Origin of the sequence: Streptomyces sp. NPDC001549 (assembly GCF_042894025.1) — a bacterium.
Lineage (GTDB): Bacteria > Actinomycetota > Actinomycetes > Streptomycetales > Streptomycetaceae > Streptomyces > Streptomyces kutzneri.
Genome location: NZ_JBIAVJ010000013.1, coordinates 35,923 through 53,650, shown reverse-complemented (window position 1 = coordinate 53,650; position 17,728 = coordinate 35,923). Strand labels below are relative to the sequence as shown.

The following is a 17,728-nucleotide window of genomic DNA, read 5'->3' as shown; positions in this document are numbered from 1 at the left end:
GTGCACGCGGCTGGTGTCAGTCTGCGCGACCAGGTGACATCCATCTCGACCACTCACACCTTCGCATCATTCATCTAGCCGCGGCCCGCCGGCGGTTTGCGGCTGCCCGCGCGGTACGGGGCCGGCCAGGGCGCGCCGGGGCCTTCGTAGGACTGCTCGGCGGCCGCGTGCAGGGTCCAGTGGGGGTCGTAGAGGTGGGGGCGGCCGAGGGCGCAGAGGTCGGCGCGGCCGGCCAGCAGCAGGGAGTTCACGTCGTCCCAGGAGGAGATGGCGCCGACCGCGATGACCGGGACGCCGAGCGCGTTGCGGATCCGGTCGGCATACGGGGTCTGGTACGAGCGCCCGTACTCGGGGGCCTCGTCCGCGACCACCTGGCCCGTCGAGACGTCGATGGCGTCCGCGCCACGGGCGGCGAAGGCGGCCGCGATCCGTACCGCCTCCTCGGGCGAGGTGCCCCCGGCTGCCCAGTCGGTGGCCGAGAGCCGGACCGTCATCGGGCGGTCCTCGGGCCACACCGCGCGGACCGCGTCGAAGACCTCCAGGGGGAAGCGCAGCCGGTTCTCCAGGGAGCCGCCGTATTCGTCGTCGCGGTGGTTGGTCAAGGGGGACAGGAAGCCGGAGAGCAGGTAGCCGTGGGCGCAGTGCAGTTCGAGCAGGTCGAATCCGGCGTCGGCGGCGCGGACGGCGGCGGCAGCGAAATCGGAGCACAGCGCCGCCAGGTCCTCGCGCGCCAGGGCGCGCGGGAACGCCGAGACGCCCGGCCGGTAGGGCAGCGCGGAGGCGGCCACCAGGGGCCAGTTGCCGTGGGGCAGGGGGTCGTCCATGCCCTCCCACATCACCCGCGTCGAGCCCTTGCGGCCCGCGTGCCCGAGCTGGACGCCGAGGGCGGTACCGGGCGCCGAGGTGTGGACGAAGTCGGCGATCCGCTTCCAGGCGGCCGCCTGCTCCTGGGTGTAGAGGCCGGTGCAGCCGGGGGTGATGCGGCCCTCGGCGGACACGCAGACCATCTCCGTCATCACCAGCCCGGCCCCGCCGAGGGCCCGTCCGCCCAGGTGGACGAGGTGGAAGTCGCCCGGCAGCCCGTCTTCGGCCGAGTACATGTCCATGGGTGAGACGACGACCCGGTTGCGCAGGGTCAGGCCCCGCAGGGTGAAGGGCGTGAACATCGCGGGAGTGCCGTCCGGGCAGCCGAAGTCCCCTTCCACGGCCCGCGTGAACCGTGCGTCGCGCATCCGCAGGTTGTCGTGCGTGACCCGGCGGCTGCGGGTGAGGAGGTTGAAGGCGAACTGCCGGGCGGGCTGGTCGACGTATCCGGCGATCTCCTCGAACCAGTGCCGGCTCGCGGCCGCCGCCCGCTGGGTGCTGGCGACCGCCGGGCGGCGGGCCGTCTCGTACGCGGCGAGGGCGGCCGGGACGTCGCCTGGCGCGGCGCCCACGGCCTCGGCGAGCGCGAGCGCGTCCTCCACCGCCAGTTTGGTCCCCGACCCGATGGAGAAGTGGGCGGTGTGCGCCGCGTCGCCGAGCAGCACCGTGTTGCCGTGCGACCAGCGCTCGTTGACGACGGTACGGAACTGCGTCCACGCGGAGCGGTTGCCGTGCAGCGGGCGCCCGCGCAGGGCCTCGCTGAAGATCTTGGCGCAGCGGGCCGCCGACTCGTTCTCGTCGTACAGGTCGAAGCCGGCCGCCCGCCACACCTCGTCGCGCATCTCCACGATCACCGTGGAGGCGTCGGCCGCGTAGGGGTAGGCGTGCAGCTGCATCACCCCGTGCTCGGTCTCCGCGATCTCGAAGCGGAAGGCGTCGAAGGCGAAGTCGGCGGCGAGCCAGATGTAGCGGCAGCGGCCGCCGGTCAGTGTCGGCCCGTAGTGCGCGGCGCCGGCCTCCCGGATCGCGCTGTGCACCCCGTCGGCCGCGACCACCAGGTCGTACGAGGCCGCGAGCTCGGCGGCCGCCGGGGCCTCGGAGCTGAAGCGGAGGCGGACGCCGAGGCCCGCGCAGCGCTCGTGCAGGATCTCCAGCAGCCGGCGCCGCCCGATGGCCGCGAAGCCGTGGCCGCCGGAGGTCAGCAGCCGGCCGCGGTGGACGATGTCCACATCGTCCCAGCGCACGAACTCCGCGCTCAGGGCCGTGTGGACGACGGTGTCGGCCCGTTCGATGCCGCCGAGTGTCTCGTCGGAGAGCACCACGCCGAAGCCGAAGGTGTCGTCCGGGGCGTTGCGCTCCCAGACCTCCACCGTGTGGCCCTGGCGGGCCAGCAGCGCGGCGGCGTACAGCCCTCCCGGTCCCCCGCCGACGACGGCGACCCGCATGGCACCAGGAGCCATGTGACTACCTGCCCTTCCACTCCGGCGGCCGCTTCCCGGTGAAGGCCGCGTGGAACTCCGCGTAGTCCTGGCCGTGCATCAGCAGGGCCTGGGTGGAGGCGTCCAGTTCCACGGACGCCGCCAGGGGCATGTCGAGCTCGGCGGTGAGCAGGGCCTTGGTCTGCGCGTGGGCGAGGGCGGGGCCCGCGGCCAGGCGCGCGGCGAGTTCGGCGGCCCGTACGTGGGCCTTGCCCTCCTCGGTGAGCTCGCTGAGCAGGCCGATCCGCTCGGCCTCGGCCGCGTGGACGGGCTCTCCGAGCATCAGCAGGCGGGTGGCGTGGCCGAGGCCGACGACCCGGGGCAGCAGGTACGCCGCGCCCATGTCGCCGCCGGAGAGACCGACGCGGGTGAAGAGGAAGGCGAAGCGGGCGGTGGGGTCGGCGATCCGGAAGTCGGCGGCGAGCGCGAGGACGGCTCCGGCCCCGGCGGCCACCCCGTGCACGGCGGCGATCACCGGGAAGGGGCATTCGCGGATGGCGCGCACCACCTGGCCGGTCATCCGGTTGAAGTCGAGGAGCTGGGCGGTGTCCATGGCGAGGGTGGCGCCGATGATCTCGTCGACGTCCCCGCCGGAGCAGAAGCCGCGCCCCTCGCCGCCGAGCACGAGGGCGCGTACGGAGCGCTCACGGGACAGTTCGCCGAGCAGATCGCGCAGGTCGGCGTAGGCGCCGAAGGTGAGCGCGTTCAGCTTCTCGGGGCGGTCGAAGGTGACGGTGGCGACGCCGTCCTGCCGGGTGACCCGGAGGTGGTGCCACCGTTCGGTCGCTGGTGTGGAACCGGTGAAGGGGCTCACCTCACCGACGGTATCACCAGATCGTGACTGCCGTCACAGAAGCGCGACACATTCGTCCCGTCGGGGTGCCTGCCGGAATGAGAATTCGACTTCGTATCGTTGAAACCGGGAGTTCGCCACTCCCCGCCCGACCCCGACCCGACCCCGGCCCTCACCGGCCCCAGACCCCGGAACGGACGGCCCTTCCTTGCCCGACGCCTCCGCCTGGCGGATCGCCCTGCCCCACACGGCTGCCGCCGTACCCATGGCCCGCACCCTCGTCCGCACCGCGCTGGCCGACGCCGACGCGCCCGCCGACCGGGACACCGCGGAACTCCTGACGGCGGAACTGGTCGCCAACGCCGTGGAGCACACCGGCTCCGGCGCCTCGATCGAGCTGGTCGTGGAACTGCGCGCGAACGGCTGCCAGGTCGAGGTCCATGACGGCGATCCGTGCCCGCCCGGCGACCTGTCGGCCCGTCCGGACGCCGGCCGGCCCGACCCCTGGCTGGAGCACGGCCGCGGCCTGCTGCTGATCCGGAGCCTGAGCTCCGACTGCGGCCACCGCCCCACCCCGCACGGCAAGGCCGTGTGGTTCACCCTGCCCGCACAGCGGACCGGCCCCGCCGGCGTATGACGCGGCGTATGACTATGCGTCACCCCGGGCGGACCGACCGGGCCGGGCGAGGGTGGCGACGAGCACGGCCTTGATGGTGTGCAGCCGGTTCTCGGCCTCGTCGAAGACGATGGAGTGCTCCGACTCGAACACCTCGTCCGTCACCTCCAGGGAGTCGAGCCCGTGCCGCTCGTGGATCTCCCGGGCCACCTTGGTGCCGAGGTCGTGGAAGGCCGGCAGGCAGTGCATGAACTTCACGTCCGGGTTCCCGGTGGCGCGCAGCACGTCCATGGTCACCGCGTACGGGGACAGGACCGCGATCCGCTCGTCCCAGACCTCCTTGGGCTCCCCCATGGACACCCAGATGTCGGTCACGACGAAGTCCGCCCCGGCGACCCCCTCGGTGACCTCCTCGGTCAGGGTGAGCCGGGCCCCGCTCTCCGCCGCGAGCTCCCGCGCCGCGGCCACCACCGACTCGGCGGGCCAGTAGGACCGGGGCGCGACGATCCGCACGTCCATGCCCAGCAGTGCACCGGTCACGAGGTAGGAGTTGCCCATGTTGAAGCGGGCGTCGCCGAGGTAGGCGAAGGCGATCCGGTGCAGCGGCTTGGTGGTGTGCTCGGTCATGGTGAGCAGGTCGGCCAGCATCTGGGTCGGGTGCCAGTCGTCGGTGAGTCCGTTGAAAACGGGGACGCCCGAGTGGGCGGCGAGCTCCTCGACGGCCTGCTGGCTGTCGCCCCGGTACTCGATCCCGTCGAACATCCGGCCCAGCACGCGGGCGGTGTCCTTGACCGACTCCTTGTGGCCCATCTGGGAGCCTGCGGGGTCGAGGTAGGTGGTGTGCGCACCCTGGTCCGCAGCGGCGACCTCGAAGGCGCAGCGGGTCCGGGTGGAGGTCTTCTCGAAGATCAGCGCGATGTTCCTGCCCTGGAGCAGGCGCTGCTCGACCCCGGCCTTCTTGGCGGCCTTCAGGTCGGCGGCGAGCTCGATCAGACCGCGGAACTCGGCGGCCGTGAAGTCCAGCTCCTTGAGAAAACTGCGGCCGGCGAGGTCGGTGGCCATGGGGTCGCTCCAGCGTCACGGTGACAGGGGATGTTGGAAGTCTATACGATCCTCTGTATTGATATACAGACCGGGCCCGGGGCCTTTCCCCGGGCCCGGGACCCCTCCCCCCGGGCGCGCGCCCGCCTCAGACCGCGTCCCGCTCGACGGGACAGCTCATGCAGCGCGGCCCGCCCCGGCCCCGCCCCAGCTCGCTGCCCGGGATCTCGATCACCTCGATGCCCATCTTGCGCAGGTGCGTGTTGGTCGTCACGTTCCGCTCGTAGGCGACCACCACCCCGGGCTCCACGGCGAGCACGTTGCACCCGTCGTCCCACTGCTCGCGCTCCGCCGAGTGCACGTCCTGCGTCGCGGTCAGCACCCGGATCGAGTCCAGGCCGAGCGCCCCCGCGATGGCCCGGTGCATGTGGTCCTCCGGGTGGTCGGTGACCTTCAGCTCCTGCGGCCCGCCGCCCGGCTCGATCGTGTAGGAGGGGAGCATGCCGAGCCCGGCGTACTGAGTAAACGTATCTCCGTCCACCATCGTCATCACCGTGTCCAGGTGCATGAAGGCCCGGGACTTGGGCATGTCCAGCGCCACGATGGACGTCGCCGAACCGGCGGCGAACAGGCCGCGTGCCAGCATCTCCACCGCCTGCGGGGTGGTCCGCTCGCTCATCCCGATCAGCACCGCCCCGTTGCCGATGACCAGTACGTCCCCGCCCTCGATCGTCGACGGGTAGTCCGCCTGCCCCTGCGACCAGTAGTGGAAGGCACCGGAGGTGGTGAAGAGCGGGTGGTGCTTGTAGATCGCCTCGAAGTGGACCGTCTCGCGCTGCCGGGCGGGCCAGCGCATCGCGTTGATGGACACCCCGTCGTAGATCCAGGCGGAGGTGTCCCGGGTGAAGAGGTGGTTGGGCAGCGGGCCCAGCAGGAAGCCGTCCAGGTCCAGGGCGTGGAAGCGCACCGACACCGGCTCGGCGTGCCGCTCCAGGAACTCCCGCTTGGTCATCCCGCCGACCAGGGCCTCCGCCAGCTCGGCCGAGGTCAGCCCGTCGAAGACCGACCGCAGGTGGTCGGTGGCGAGCGGCCCGTACTCCTTCTCGTCGAAGACCCGGTCCAGTACGAGGTGTCTCGCCTCCGGGATGTCGAGGGCCTCGCACAGGAGGTCACCGAAGAGGTGGACCTCCACGCCCCGGTCCCGCAGCACGTCCGCGAAGCCGTCGTGCTCCTGGCGGGCCCGGCGCACCCACAGCACGTCGTCGAAGAGGAGTGCGTCCTTGTTGCTCGGTGTGAGCCGCTTCAGCTCCAGGTCGGGCCGGTGGAGGATGACGCGGCGAAGCCGCCCGGTCTCGGAGTCGACATGGAATCCCATGCCGTACACATTCCCAGACCGAACGGCTTTTTGACGTGGCGTCCGCTCAGCGGGGGCTGGTGAGGCCGAGAAGCGCCGAGGGGGCCCCGGTGAGCTCCGGGGTGGTCAGGCCCAGTTCGGGCGCGGTCAGGTTCGGCACTCCGGAGTTGGAGGCGTCCGGCATCGTCAGCAGACCACCGGCGACCAGGCCGGGGGTCTGGGCGAGCAGGTCGGCGGACGGCGCCTCGACGGAACTCTCGCCGTCCGTCTCCGGCTTGCCCAGCAGGTTCGGCACCGGGGAGGTGACGAGGGTGCTGCCGAGCTCGGTGGCGATCGGGAGTGACGGGAGCAGTGGGGTCGGAAGCATGTTCCCCTTGTGGAAGCGGGGCGCCTCGGGCGCTCCCACGACCGGCATCGGCACGCCCGTGCCCACGCGCGGGGTGTCCACGCCCAGCGTGGTCTTCACGGCGTCCAGCGGGACATCGACCGGCACCGACTGGGCCACGGCCGGGGTGGCCGCTCCGGCCGCAGCCATACAGGTCATGAGCGCCGCAATGCTTCCGCGCGCGGTCATCTTCATAGGTGACGTTCCGTCCTTCCAGGGTCGCGGACATTCCGCTGCCCTGGTTGAACGATCCCGTCGGTGGTTTCCCCGGAGTTCTCCGCGAAAGTTCCCCCATACGACCTAATTCGAGGCCGTACGGGGGCCACTCCTTTACGGGCCGTGCTGACGCGGCCCCCTCGCGCGGCCGATGCCGGCTCACAGGCGCGGGTCGACCGGCTCCGACTCCAGCGCGAGCACCGCGAAAACCGCCTCGTGGACCCGCCACAGCGGCTCGTCGGCCGCCAGCCGGTCCAGCGCCTCCAGCCCGAGCGCGTACTCGCGCAGGGCGAGCGAGCGCTTGTGCCCGAGGAACCGCTCGCGCAGCCGCTCCAGGTGGTCCGGACGGGTGTACTCCGGGCCGTAGATGATCCGCAGGTACTCGCGCCCGCGCACCTTGACCCCGGGCTGGACCAGCCGGCCCTTGCCGTCCTTGGCGTACGCCTGGAGCGGCTTGACGACCATGCCCTCGCCGCCGGCGGCCGTCAGCTCCAGCCACCAGTCGGTGCCGGCCCGTACGGAATCCTCGTCCGCGGTGTCCACCAGGATCCGGCCGGTGCGGCGCAGCAGTCCGGTACCGGCAGGTCTGTTGGCGTCGTCGGCTTCAACCAGCCGGTCCAGCCAGAACAACTGCTCGTCGTGGGGCACCGCGGCCAGCGACCGCCCGGCCACCGCCAGCAGCTGGAATGGCGCGAACCGTACGCCGTCCAGACCGTCGGTGGTCCAGCAGTAGCGCCGGTAGGAGTCGGTGAAGGCGGCCGCGTCGGCGGCCCGGCCGCGCTGGCGCTCCAGCAGCTCGCCGGTGTCGACGCCCCGGGCGGTGGCCGCCTCCAGGGCGGCGATGGCGCCCGGGAAGACGGCGCCGGAGGCCGCGCCGACGGCGGCGTACTGGTTGCGCAGCAGTGCGGCGGACTTCAGGGACCAGGGCAGGAGTTCCCCGTCGAGCAGCAGCCAGTCGGTGTCGAGCTCCTCCCAGAGGCCCGCGTCGGTGACCGCCGAGCGCAGCCGGGTGAGGACCTCCTCGGTGACCTCGGGATCCTTGAAGAAGGGCCGTCCGGTGCGGGTGTAGACGGAGCCCGTCGGACCGTCGACCCCGAAGCGGGTCCGGGCCGCGTCGGCGTCCTTGCAGACGAGGACGGTGGCGCGGGAGCCCATGTGCTTCTCCTCGCACACCACCTGGGCGATGCCGTCCTTGCGGTACTGGGCGAAGGCCTCGGCCGGGTGCTCCAGATAGCCCTCCTCGCGGGAGGTGGCCGTGGGCGCCATGGTGGGCGGCAGGTACGGGACGAGGCGGGGGTCCACCGCGAAGCGGCTCATGACCTCCAGGGCCGCAGCCGCGTTCTCCTCGCGCACGTTCACGTTGCCCAGGTGCCGGGTCTCCACGACCCGTCGGCCGTGCACGTCCGCCAGGTCGAGCGGGCGGCCGTCGTGCCCGCCCGGCGCCTCGGCGACGAGCGGCTTGACCGGCTCGTACCAGACCTTCTCGGCCGGTACGTCGACCAGTTCGCGCTCGGGCCAGCGCAGGGCGGTCATCCGGCCGCCGAAGACGGCGCCGGTGTCGAGGCAGATGGTGTTGTTGATCCAGGTGGTGTCGGGGACCGGGGTGTGGCCGTAGACCACGACGGCCTTGCCGCGGTAGTCCTCGGCCCACGGGTAGCGCACGGGCAGGCCGAACTCGTCGGTCTCGCCTGTGGTTTCCCCGTAGAGGGCGTGCGAGCGGACCCGGCCGGAGGTGCGGCCGTGGTACTTCTCGGGCAGCCCGGCGTGGCAGACCACCAGCTTGCCGCCGTCGAGGACGTAGTGGCTGACGAGGCCGCGGATGAACTCCCGCACCTCCTGGACGAACTCCTCCGGCTCCCCCTCCAGCTGCTCGATGGTCTCGGCGAGGCCGTGGGTCCGCTGGACCTTGGAGCCCTTCAGGTAACGGCCGAGCTTGTTCTCGTGGTTCCCGGGCACGCACAGGGCGTTGCCGGACTTCACCATGCCCATGACGCGGCGCAGGACGCCGGGGCTGTCCGGGCCGCGGTCGACGAGGTCGCCGACGAAGACGGCGGTGCGGCCCTCGGGGTGGACCCCGTCCTCGTAGCCGAGCTTGGCCAGCAGGGTCTCCAGCTCGGAGGAACAGCCGTGGATGTCACCGACGATGTCGAAGGGGCCGGTGAGGTGGGTGAGGTCGTTGAACCGCTTCTCCAGGACCACCTCGGCGGTCTCGGCCTCCTCGACGGAGCGCAGTACGTGGACCTTGCGGAAGCCCTCGCGCTCCAGGCCGCGCAGCGAGCGCCGCAGGTCGCGGCGGTGCCGCTGGATGACCGCACGGGGCAGGCCGGCCCGGTCGGGGCGGGCTGCGTTGCGTTCGGCGCAGACCTCCTCGGGCATGTCCAGGACGATGGCGATCGGCAGGACGTCGTGCTCGCGGGCGAGCTGGACCAGCCCGCGGCGGGCGTCGGCCTGCACGCTGGTGGCGTCGACGACGGTGAGGCGGCCGGCGGCGAGGCGCTTGCCCGCGATGTAGTGCAGTACGTCGAAGGCGTCGCGGCTGGCGCTCTGGTCGTTCTCGTCGTCGGAGACCAGGCCCCGGCAGTAGTCGGAGGAGATGACCTCGGTGGCCTTGAAGTGCTTGCGGGCGAAGGTGGACTTGCCCGATCCGGTCGCCCCGATCAGGACGACGAGGGACAGGTCGGTGACGGGAAGTGTGCGCGTACGGGGGGTCTCGGTGCTGGTCATGCTGCCTCGCCCTCCTTCGGGGTGTCGGTGGTGCGGATGATGTCGGTGGTGCCGGCGGTGCCGGCCGCGTCGGTGGTGCCGGCCGCGTCGGTGCCGTCGTGCTGGGTGAAGACGGCCATCTGGGTCGGCGGCCCCACCTCGGGGTCGTCGTCGCCGACGGGCACGTACCGGACCCCGTAGCCGTGGCGCCGCGCGACCTGTTCGGCCCAGGCGCGGAACTCCTCGCGGTTCCACTCGAAGCGGTGGTCGCCGTGGCGGACGTGCCCGGCGGGCAGGGTCTCCCAGCGCACGTTGTACTCGACGTTCGGGGTGGTGACGAGGACCGTGCGGGGGCGGGCCGAGCCGAAGACCGCGTACTCCAGCGCGGGCAGCCGCTCCGGGTCCAGGTGCTCGATGACCTCGCTGAGCACGGCCGCGTCGTAGCCGGCCAGCCGCTTGTCGGTGTACGCGAGCGAGCCCTGCAGGAGCTTGAGGCGCGCGCTCTGCCGCTCGCCCATCCGGTCCAGCCGCAGCCGCCGGGCCGCGATCTGCAGGGCCCGCACGGACACGTCCATGCCGACGATCTCGGAGTACGCCGGGTCCCCGAGCAGCGCCTGGAGCAGCTGCCCCTGGCCGCAGCCGAGGTCCAGCACCCGCTGGGCGCCGGCGACCCGCAGGGCGGCGAGGATCGCCTCGCGCCGCTGCACGGCGAGCGGCACGGGCCGCTCCTCGGTGTCGCGGGTCTCGTCCACCGCGTTGTCGAGCTCCTCGACCTCACTGCCGTCGGCCTCGGCGAGGCGGACCAGCTCCAGGCGCTCGATGGCGTTCTGGGTCAGCCGCTTGTGGCGGGCCAGGTAGCGGGAGGTGATCAGGCCGTTCTCGGGGTGCGCGGCGAGCCAGCCGTCTCCGGCGCGCAGCAGCTTGTCGACCTCGTCCGGGGAGATCCAGTAGTGCTTGGCGTCGTCGAGGACCGGCAGCAGCACGTAGAGCTGGCGCAGGGCGTCGGCTACGCGCAGCTCGCCCTCCAGGACGAGCCGTACGTAGCGGGAGTCCCCCCACTCGGGGAACTGCTCGTCGAGCGGTACGGCCTCGGCCTCCACGAGGTCCCAGCCGAGCGGGCCGAACAGCCGGTGCACGAGCGCGGCCCCGCCGCGGGCGGGCAGCACCGGGATCTCGACGCGCAGCGGCCGGGCCTGCTCCGGGAGCTCGGGGCGGGCGGTGCACTGTCCCTTGAGCGCGGTGCGGAACACTCCGCTGAGCGCGACGGCGAGCAGCGAGGACGCGGCGTACGGCCGGTCGTTCACGTACTGCGCGAGCGCGGCGTCCGGCGCCCCGCCCCGGCCCTTGCCCCGGCCGCGCCGCACGAGCGCGATGGGGTCCACCTCCAGCAGCAGGGCCGCCGTGCACCGCTGGGCCGAGGCCTCGGGGTAGAACACGTGAGCGGTGCCGTGTGAGGTGGAGAACGCCTGCGTCTTGCCGGGATGCTTGTGCAGCAGATAGCCCAGGTCGGTGGCGGGTCGTTCGGGGGAACCGGTGGTGGAGATCGTCAGGAACACATGACCGAGTATCGTCCGTGCCCCTCCCCGCCTACCAGGGATTTTCCTTCCCGGTCGACGGCCGACCCGAACTGACCGTTCGCGACGTCCGGTGGCGGAACGGCGCGCCGGCGTGCACCGGACCGGCAACGGCCGGACGTGGAGGACCGCCTGGTCCGTGCTGCCGGGGGACGGCGACCGGCCGACCGGCGCAGGCCGACCGACCGTCAGCTTCCGCGAACGGCCCGGGCCAGGTCCGCGATCCGGGTCGGGCCGATGCGGCAGCAGCCGCCGATGAGGCGGGCGCCGGTGGTGCGCCAGGCCCGCGTGGGCCAGGGGACGGGCGCTTCGGGGGTGTGCCAGGTGCGGGTGCCGGCGTCCCAGAGCGAGCCGTCGTTGGGGTAGGCCACGAGGGGTTTGGCGGTCTCGCCGGCCGCCGCCTCCAGCGCGGGCAGGACATCGGCCGGGTCGCAGCAGTTGACGCCGACCGCGATGACCTCCGGGAACGCGGCGGCGAGGGCGAAGGCCTCGCGGAGGGGCTGTCCGGCCCGCGTGCGGCCGTCGGCCACCGTGTACGAGAGCCAGGCGGATGCGCCGGTCTCGCCGAGGACGGTGAGCAGCGCCTCGGCCTCGTCGCTGTCCGGGACGGTCTCCACGGCCAGGACGTCGGGGCCGGCGGCGAGCAGGGCCTCGATGCGGGGGCGGTGGAAGGCGGCGAGCTCGCGCACGCTCAGCCCGTACCGGCCGCGGTACTCGGAGCCGTCCGCGAGCACCGCTCCGTACGGGCCCACGGAGGCGGCCACCCACACCTCGTGGTCGGCGGCCTCGGCCGCCCGGGCGGCCAGGCGCACGCTGCGGTGCAGCAGGCCGGTGGTCTCGGTGCGGTCGTGGCCGTGGGCGGCGAAGGCCTCATAGCCGACCTGGTAACTGGCGGTGATCAGTACCTCGGCGCCGGCCCGGGCGTACGCCGTGTGGGCGGCCGCCACCTGGTCCGGGCGCTCGGCGAGCACCCGGCCCGACCAGAGGTCGCCGGACAGGTCGCAGCCCTGGGCGGCGAGCTGGTTGCTGAGCCCGCCGTCCAGGAGTACGGCCCTGCGGGCCAGGGCTTCGGCGAGCGGGCCGGACGCGCGTGGCATGGGTTCGCCGCCTTCCTCAGGGCTGTCCCGTCATCCCCGGCAAGCGCAGGACGCCGGCTACGGCACCGTCCCCCAGATGCCGTCCGGGGGACCCCCAGGTTGTCGGAGCACCCGAATACGCCCAGTATGCGGGCGCCCCTCGGCCGCCATGTCCCACGAGGCCGTGCCGGAGACCCACCGACACACCGGAGCGACCGGACGGGCAGCGCAGGCAGCACACGACCAGGCAGGTCAGGAGCCCGCGGTACACGCACAGGGCGGCGGCGCGCCGAAGGGCCTGCTGCAGCAGATGGAAGAACTGATGGCCGCGCTGAACGCCGACCTGTCCCAGCTCGACGCCGATCTCCAGGCCTCCACGGACCGCACCCCCGAGGGCGGGCGCCCGTCCTACCGGTCGTCCTGACCGTGCGGGCCCCCGCCGCGCACGGCGGGACCCCGTCTGTGCCGCCCTCAGGCCACGCCCGAGGCCGACCCCCGTTCACGGACCACCATGCGGCGCAGGATCGCCCGCACCCGGTCGCTCGACTCGTCGGCCGCGTCGATCGACTCTATGCACTGCCAGTACAGGGCCTCGTCGTCCGTCCCGCAGGCCACACCGACCAGGGCTATCCCCACTTCACCCAGCAGCGCCTGGAGTCCGAGCAGCGCCTGCCGGACATCCGACACCTCGCTCAACTGCGCGGCCCGCGGCGGATATTCGGGCGCGCTGCCCTCTCCGCGCAGGGCCGCCCGGTCGAGCACCCCGCAGCCTCTGCCTCCCGCTTCCCCCAGTCCCCGTGCCTCCGATCTGAGCTCGGGCGGCCCGGTGACCGCCAGATAGCTCCCTATGCCCTGCGCGAGTGCCTGGGCCTGCCAGGCCTCGCCCACGATGTCCCACGCGGCCCCACTCTGTGCCAGCGCGTGCCGGCCGGCCGCGATGAGCCGTACCGCATCCATATGCCGTCCCCCGTCCGCACGACATCCCGCCATCCTCACCACTACCCAGAGTGAGGGCAACGAGCCAGTAAAGCCAGGGGTATTCGGAAAATGTGGACACAAACGTGATTGTGGATGAGTCCATCACTCCGAAGAGTGACGATTCGGTGTCGATGCACCCGGCACGGGAAAGCGGAGTTCGTTCCTCTCGATCTTCGCGGCGAGCGCATCCAGCACATCCACCCCGAGAACCTCACAGAACTGCAGCAGATACGCGAGCACGTCGGCCACCTCATCGGCCACCCGGTGGGCCGATTCCGGCTTCTCCATGACCTTCGCCGACTGCTCGGGTGTCAGCCACTGGAAGATTTCGACCAGTTCGGCCGCCTCCACGCTGAGCGCCACCGCCAGGTTCTTGGGCGTGTGGTACGGCTCCCAGCCGCGCGCCGCCGCGAACTGCGCGAGCCGGCGCTGCAGTCGGTCCAGCCGCTCGTCGGGCCGGTCGCCGGGCCGCCCCTCGGGGGATTCCGGCCGCCGCTCGGGCTGTTCCTGCGTCTCGTTCATGCCCTCAGGTCTACCATCGCGACGCCCGGGAGGCCGCGGGCGGCTGCCGCGGTCCCCTCCCCCACCTCCGCCACCAGCCGGATGTGGCCGCGGCCGCAGGACAGCAGGGCCAGGCGCAGCAGCTCGGCGCTCTGCCGCCGGTCGAGGCCCCGGTCGAAACCGTCGGCCAGCACCGTCAGCGCCTGCCGCGCGGAGAGCAGTTCGGCCGCCGGGTCCATGGCCAGCACCCCCGGCCCGGTCAGCAGGACCAGCGCCAGTGCGAGGAAGCGGAGTTCACCCGCGCCCAGCCGGGCCAGCTCCGTGGCGGGCCGGCCGGGGCCGCGGTCCAGGACCGCCGCGACGGGGCCGCCGCCCGCGGGAGCCCGTACGTCCAGCCCCGCGACGGGCCCCGCGCAGCCGGTGCGGGCCGCCTCCGCGAGCAGCGCGTGGCGGGTGCCGCATTCGCTGCGGGTCCGGCGCAGCACGTCGGCCAGGTTGGCGCAGTCGCCCAGCAGCCGGCCCTCGCCCGGCGGGACGGCGGCGCGCATCCGGTCCGGACGGGGGTCGCACGGGAACACCGCGCGCAGGGCCACGACCACCTGCTCGGCGGCGGCCAGGACCTGGCGCTGGCCCGCGGTGGAACCGGCGACGCGGAGCGGGAGCAGTGCCGTGCCGAGCCGGTCGTCGGGCAGCGGGGCCCGGGTGACGCCGATGGCGCCGCCGGTCAGCCAGGCGGCCTGGACCGAGCGCCGGCCGGGGTCGCGCAGGGCGGTGGCGAGCAGGATCTGCCCGTCCTGCGCGAGCCGTTCGCCGACGATCCGCAGCGTGGGCTCGGCCTGGACGGCGAGGTCGAGCCGGACCGGGCCGACGGGTCCGTCCACGGTGCAGCCGAGGCGGAACCCGCGCCGGCGCTGCGCGTCCGGGACGGCCCGGTCGGGGATGCGGGCGCGCGGATCCGGGAAGGCCTCCTCCAGGGTGGCCCCGGAACCCAGCCCGGCCAGGGCCTCGTAGGCGGCCAGGGCCTGGGACTTGCCGCTGCCGCTCGGCCCGGCGAAGAGGGTGAGGGGGCCGAGCGGGAAGACCGCCGAGCGGTGCGGCCCGAAGGCGGAGAGCCTCAGCTCGGTGATCACGGGCCGCGGCTGCCGCTGCACGGGCTCGGCGGAGTGCCGCCCGGAGCCGCCGGGGCCCGCCTGCGCCGGCACGGCCGGGTCACCCGCGGTCCCGGCCGCTGCCGCGGGCGTCGCCACGGCGGAGCCGGACCGCGGTCCGGCCGCAAGAGAGGCCGCGGAGGTGTCTGAGACCTCTGAGACCTCTGAGACCTCTGAAGCCGCGGGAATTGCCGAAGTCGCGGAAGCGGTCGGTGCGACAGGCGGGGCGGGCTGCTCGCCGACCGGTCCGGCCTCGAAGGAATCGGTGCGGGTGTCGGCTAACGCGGCGACGGCGACGGCGGTGCGCCCCGCCGTCGCGTCCAGGGTGGCGTCCATGCGCGGGACGGTACGGCCCGCCGGACCCCCAGTGGCTCCGGCGAACCGTTCCCTCGCGGGGACCTTCCTACGATCGGGGGACGGCCGCGGCCGCGATCCCCTCGACCTCGGTCCCCACCGGCGCGAGCAGGAAGACGTTCCGGTCCACCCGGTGCATCCCGCTGCCCAGGCCGAAGACCACGCCGCTGCTGAAGTCCAGGATCCGCTTGGCCACTTCGCTGTCCGCCCCGGTGAGGTCGAGCAGGACCGGGATCTGCGCGATCAGGTACTCCGCCACCTCCCGCGCGTCCGCGAAGATCTGAACTCTGATCACCACGAAGCGCCGCTGCTCCGCCGCCGACGCCCCGGGCGCCGTCGGGATCGTGCGGTGGTCCACCCGGGAGGGCCATTCGTTGCGACTGCGCAGGGGGACCACCTGCGCGAGCCCCTCCCACTGTTCGTCGGTGACGTCGTACCTGCTCACCGGGCCGCCTCGGCCGTGCGCTTCATGTGCATCCCCCCATCCTCTCGCGTTTCACCCGTTCAGCCCAACAACGACACGAGCATGCCGGGTACTCTCGGAGAGCCAGATGAGTTAGGTTAGGCATACCTAAGTCACTCGGACGAGGAGAGATCCGCATGCGCCTGTTCGGTGCCCCCGCCACCCCGGCCGACCGGCCCACCGATGCCGAGCGCATCCGGTCGATCCTGACCGCCGCCCACTCCATGACCGTGGTCACCGACGGGCTGCGCTCCGAGGTCCGCCACCTCGACGGCAGCGACCCGATGGGACGGCTGCACCTGCACCCCGCCGAGCCCGGCGGCGAGTCCGAGTACCGGCCGTCGATCCGGCTGGAGTTCACCGACGTCGCCCCCACCCCCGTACGGGACCGGGTGCGCGCCCGCGTCACCGTGCTGGGCCGCCTGCTCACCCCCTACTCCGACCTGGCCGAAGGCTCCGGCGCCGACTCCACCTGCATGGAATTCGACCGGGCCGTCCTGGAGACCCCGGAAGGCCGCTCGCACGTCGGCCTCGAAGAGCTGGACGCGGCCCGCCCCGACCCGCTCTCCCCGTACGAGGCGGGCATGCTGACGCACCTCCTCGACGACCACCACGACCTGGTCACCCTGCTGCTGCGGCTGGTCCGGCCGCTGCCCACCGTCACCGTGCTCCGCGCGCTGCCGGTCGCCATGGACCGGTACGGGATCACCCTGCGGCTGGAGGAGCGGCGCGGCCACCGCGACGTGCGACTGCCCTTCCCCTCGCCCCTCGACGACGTAGAGCAGGCCGGTACGCAGATCCAGGCCCTCTTCAGCGCGGCCCGGCGGAACTCGCACCGCAACACCCTGCCGGCCTGACGAGGGCGCCCCTCTCCCCCACGACTTCCACCAGTCCCTTGCCGACGACCGGGTCTTGGAGCCTGGACGGCTCGCTACGGAGCGCCGGGCGGGGATACGGTCAGGCGGAGGTGAAGAGCAGGGCGGTGTTGTGGCCGCCGAAGCCGAAGGCGTTCGCCAGTGCGGCGGGCACCGGCATCCGGCGGGGGCCGCCGGCGACCACGTCCAGGCCGATCTCCGGGTCCGGGGACTCCAGGTTGCGGGTCGCCGGGACCACCCCCTCGTACACCGCCCGGACCGCCGCGATGGCCCCCACCGCGCCCGCCGCCCCGAACAGGTGCCCCGTCATGGACTTGGTCGCCGTCACCGCGGCGTGCGTGCCCACCGCCTCGGCGATCGACCGCGCCTCCACCAGGTCGCCCGCCTGCGTCGACGTCGCATGCGCGTGCACGAGCGCGACGTCGGCGGGGGCGAGCCCGGCCGAGGCCAGCGCCGCCCGTATCGCGCGTACCTGTCCCGGCGCGTGGGCGGCGGTGATGTGGTGGGCGTCCGAGGTCACCCCCGCCCCCGCCAGCCGCGCGTACACCCGCGCCCCGCGCGCGGCCGCGAACTCCGCCCGTTCCAGGACCACCAGCCCCGCGCCCTCGCCGATGACGAAGCCGTCCCGGCCGGTGTCGAAGGGGCGGGAGGCCGCCGCCGGGTCGTCGTTGCGCGTCGAGTGGGCCTTGGCCTGCGCGAACCCGGCCAGCGGCAGCGGGTGCACACAGGCTTCCGTACCGCCGGCCACCACCACGTCGGCCCGTCCGAGCCGGATCAGGTCCAGGGCGAGCGACAGGGCTTCCCCGCCGGAGGCGCAGGCGCTGACCGGGGTGTGCGCGCCGCCGCGCGCGCCGAGCTCGATGGACACCCAGGCCGCCGGGCCGTTGGCCATCAGCATCGGAACGGTGTGCGGGGAGACCTTGCGCACGCCGGAGGCCTCCAGGACGTCGTCCTGCCCGAGCAGGGTCAGCGCCCCGCCGGTCCCGGTGCCGACGACCACGGCGAGCCGCTCCGGATCCACCTGCGGCCGCCCCGCGTCCGCCCACGCCTCGCGGGCGGCCACCAGTGCGAGCTGCTCGCAGCGGTCCAGGCGCCGCGCCTGCACCCGGTCCAGCACCTCGGCCGGCTCCTGCCGCACCCGCCCGGCGATGCGTACGGGGAGGGACGCCGCCCACTCCTCCTCGATGGCGCGGATGCCGTTCTCGCCGCGCAGCATCGCCTGCCAGGTGGCCTCCGCGTCGCCGCCGAGCGGGGTGGTGGCCCCCAGGCCGGTGACGGCAACTCCGGTGATGCCCGTATCCATGACGGT

General features: G+C 73.3%; 16 protein-coding genes. 3 read left to right on the top strand and 13 right to left on the bottom strand.

The genetic code is table 11. From position 1 onward, the window contains the following. Positions 1-74 precede the first annotated feature (74 nt). Both ACFY04_RS21795 and ACFY04_RS21790 read right to left on the bottom strand, forming a co-directional pair. Positions 75-2,324, bottom strand: a complete 2,250-nt coding sequence (locus ACFY04_RS21795) for a bifunctional salicylyl-CoA 5-hydroxylase/oxidoreductase (protein ID WP_389118867.1) — start codon at positions 2,322-2,324, stop codon at positions 75-77. 4 nt (positions 2,325-2,328) lie between these two features. Beyond that, complete coding sequence (locus tag ACFY04_RS21790; RefSeq protein ID WP_314248601.1) at positions 2,329-3,156, bottom strand: enoyl-CoA hydratase family protein; 828 nt, start codon at positions 3,154-3,156, stop codon at positions 2,329-2,331. Positions 3,157-3,343: 187 nt separating this feature from the next. Here ACFY04_RS21790 and ACFY04_RS21785 point away from each other — a divergent pair, with 187 nt between their 5' ends. Continuing rightward, positions 3,344-3,772, top strand: coding sequence for an ATP-binding protein (locus tag ACFY04_RS21785; protein ID WP_389118866.1), 429 nt, complete (start codon positions 3,344-3,346; stop codon positions 3,770-3,772). Between the two features lie 12 nt (positions 3,773-3,784). Here the strand turns inward: ACFY04_RS21785 and argF are convergent, their stop codons facing one another. The 6 genes from argF to mmuM form a co-directional block, all read right to left on the bottom strand. After that, entirely contained in the window at positions 3,785-4,813 is a 1,029-nt protein-coding gene (gene argF, locus ACFY04_RS21780) for an ornithine carbamoyltransferase (RefSeq protein ID WP_389118864.1), read from the bottom strand. A gap of 127 nt (positions 4,814-4,940) precedes the next feature. Continuing rightward, positions 4,941-6,167 (bottom strand): arginine deiminase, encoded by a 1,227-nt coding sequence (locus ACFY04_RS21775; protein WP_301365636.1) that lies wholly within the window; start codon positions 6,165-6,167, stop codon positions 4,941-4,943. Positions 6,168-6,213: 46 nt separating this feature from the next. Continuing rightward, a complete protein-coding gene (locus ACFY04_RS21770) occupies positions 6,214-6,690 on the bottom strand; it encodes a hypothetical protein (protein ID WP_389118862.1) in 477 nt (158 codons plus the stop codon). 216 nt (positions 6,691-6,906) lie between these two features. Next, complete coding sequence (locus ACFY04_RS21765) at positions 6,907-9,471, bottom strand: polynucleotide kinase-phosphatase (protein ID WP_389118861.1); 2,565 nt, start codon at positions 9,469-9,471, stop codon at positions 6,907-6,909. Further along, complete coding sequence (locus ACFY04_RS21760; RefSeq protein WP_389118859.1) at positions 9,468-11,006, bottom strand: 3' terminal RNA ribose 2'-O-methyltransferase Hen1; 1,539 nt, start codon at positions 11,004-11,006, stop codon at positions 9,468-9,470. Before ACFY04_RS21760 ends, ACFY04_RS21765 begins: the two co-directional genes overlap by 4 nt. Before the next feature lie 206 nt (positions 11,007-11,212). After that, complete coding sequence (mmuM, locus tag ACFY04_RS21755; RefSeq protein ID WP_389118858.1) at positions 11,213-12,121, bottom strand: homocysteine S-methyltransferase; 909 nt, start codon at positions 12,119-12,121, stop codon at positions 11,213-11,215. Between the two features lie 148 nt (positions 12,122-12,269). Between mmuM and ACFY04_RS21750 the strand changes: the two genes are divergently transcribed. Then, a complete protein-coding gene (locus ACFY04_RS21750) occupies positions 12,270-12,524 on the top strand; it encodes a hypothetical protein (protein WP_389118857.1) in 255 nt (84 codons plus the stop codon). 47 nt (positions 12,525-12,571) lie between these two features. On the opposite strand, the gene ACFY04_RS21745 is transcribed toward ACFY04_RS21750, so the two are convergent. The 4 genes from ACFY04_RS21745 to ACFY04_RS21730 all read right to left on the bottom strand — a co-directional run bounded on the left by ACFY04_RS21745 (position 12,572) and on the right by ACFY04_RS21730 (position 15,526). Continuing rightward, the gene (locus ACFY04_RS21745; RefSeq protein ID WP_030009162.1) at positions 12,572-13,057 is read right to left on the bottom strand and encodes a DUF6099 family protein; all 486 of its coding nucleotides are present in this window, start codon (positions 13,055-13,057) and stop codon (positions 12,572-12,574) included. A 123-nt stretch (positions 13,058-13,180) separates the two neighbouring features. After that, positions 13,181-13,600, bottom strand: a complete 420-nt coding sequence (locus ACFY04_RS21740; protein ID WP_389118855.1) for a nucleotide pyrophosphohydrolase — start codon at positions 13,598-13,600, stop codon at positions 13,181-13,183. Further along, positions 13,597-15,063, bottom strand: coding sequence for an AAA family ATPase (locus ACFY04_RS21735; RefSeq protein ID WP_389118853.1), 1,467 nt, complete (start codon positions 15,061-15,063; stop codon positions 13,597-13,599). The genes ACFY04_RS21740 and ACFY04_RS21735 overlap by 4 nt, the downstream gene beginning before the upstream one ends. 67 nt (positions 15,064-15,130) lie before the next feature. Beyond that, positions 15,131-15,526: a cell division protein SepF gene (locus ACFY04_RS21730; RefSeq protein WP_030012729.1), complete on the bottom strand. Its 396-nt coding sequence runs from the start codon at positions 15,524-15,526 to the stop codon at positions 15,131-15,133. A 155-nt stretch (positions 15,527-15,681) separates the two neighbouring features. Between ACFY04_RS21730 and ACFY04_RS21725 the strand changes: the two genes are divergently transcribed. Beyond that, positions 15,682-16,401 (top strand): DUF2470 domain-containing protein, encoded by a 720-nt coding sequence (locus ACFY04_RS21725; protein ID WP_389118851.1) that lies wholly within the window; start codon positions 15,682-15,684, stop codon positions 16,399-16,401. A 100-nt stretch (positions 16,402-16,501) separates the two neighbouring features. Here ACFY04_RS21725 and ACFY04_RS21720 read toward each other — a convergent pair whose 3' ends face one another. Further along, positions 16,502-17,722, bottom strand: coding sequence for a beta-ketoacyl-[acyl-carrier-protein] synthase family protein (locus tag ACFY04_RS21720; RefSeq protein WP_389118849.1), 1,221 nt, complete (start codon positions 17,720-17,722; stop codon positions 16,502-16,504). Between the last annotated feature and the right edge of the window lie 6 nt (positions 17,723-17,728).

What these genes read in the sequence shown, in the direction of transcription:
- ACFY04_RS21795 (WP_389118867.1), bottom strand. Translation starts at nt 2,324, where the DNA reads ATGGCTCCTGGTGCCATGCGGGTCGCCGTCGTCGGCGGGGGACCGGGA.
- argF (WP_389118864.1), bottom strand. Translation starts at nt 4,813, where the DNA reads ATGGCCACCGACCTCGCCGGCCGCAGTTTTCTCAAGGAGCTGGACTTC.
- ACFY04_RS21775 (WP_301365636.1), bottom strand. Translation starts at nt 6,167, where the DNA reads ATGGGATTCCATGTCGACTCCGAGACCGGGCGGCTTCGCCGCGTCATC.
- ACFY04_RS21770 (WP_389118862.1), bottom strand. Translation starts at nt 6,690, where the DNA reads ATGACCTGTATGGCTGCGGCCGGAGCGGCCACCCCGGCCGTGGCCCAG.
- ACFY04_RS21765 (WP_389118861.1), bottom strand. Translation starts at nt 9,471, where the DNA reads ATGACCAGCACCGAGACCCCCCGTACGCGCACACTTCCCGTCACCGAC.
- mmuM (WP_389118858.1), bottom strand. Translation starts at nt 12,121, where the DNA reads ATGCCACGCGCGTCCGGCCCGCTCGCCGAAGCCCTGGCCCGCAGGGCC.
- ACFY04_RS21750 (WP_389118857.1), top strand. Translation starts at nt 12,270, where the DNA reads ATGTCCCACGAGGCCGTGCCGGAGACCCACCGACACACCGGAGCGACC.
- ACFY04_RS21745 (WP_030009162.1), bottom strand. Translation starts at nt 13,057, where the DNA reads ATGGATGCGGTACGGCTCATCGCGGCCGGCCGGCACGCGCTGGCACAG.
- ACFY04_RS21740 (WP_389118855.1), bottom strand. Translation starts at nt 13,600, where the DNA reads ATGAACGAGACGCAGGAACAGCCCGAGCGGCGGCCGGAATCCCCCGAG.
- ACFY04_RS21735 (WP_389118853.1), bottom strand. Translation starts at nt 15,063, where the DNA reads ATGGACGCCACCCTGGACGCGACGGCGGGGCGCACCGCCGTCGCCGTC.
- ACFY04_RS21725 (WP_389118851.1), top strand. Translation starts at nt 15,682, where the DNA reads ATGCGCCTGTTCGGTGCCCCCGCCACCCCGGCCGACCGGCCCACCGAT.
- ACFY04_RS21720 (WP_389118849.1), bottom strand. Translation starts at nt 17,722, where the DNA reads ATGGATACGGGCATCACCGGAGTTGCCGTCACCGGCCTGGGGGCCACC.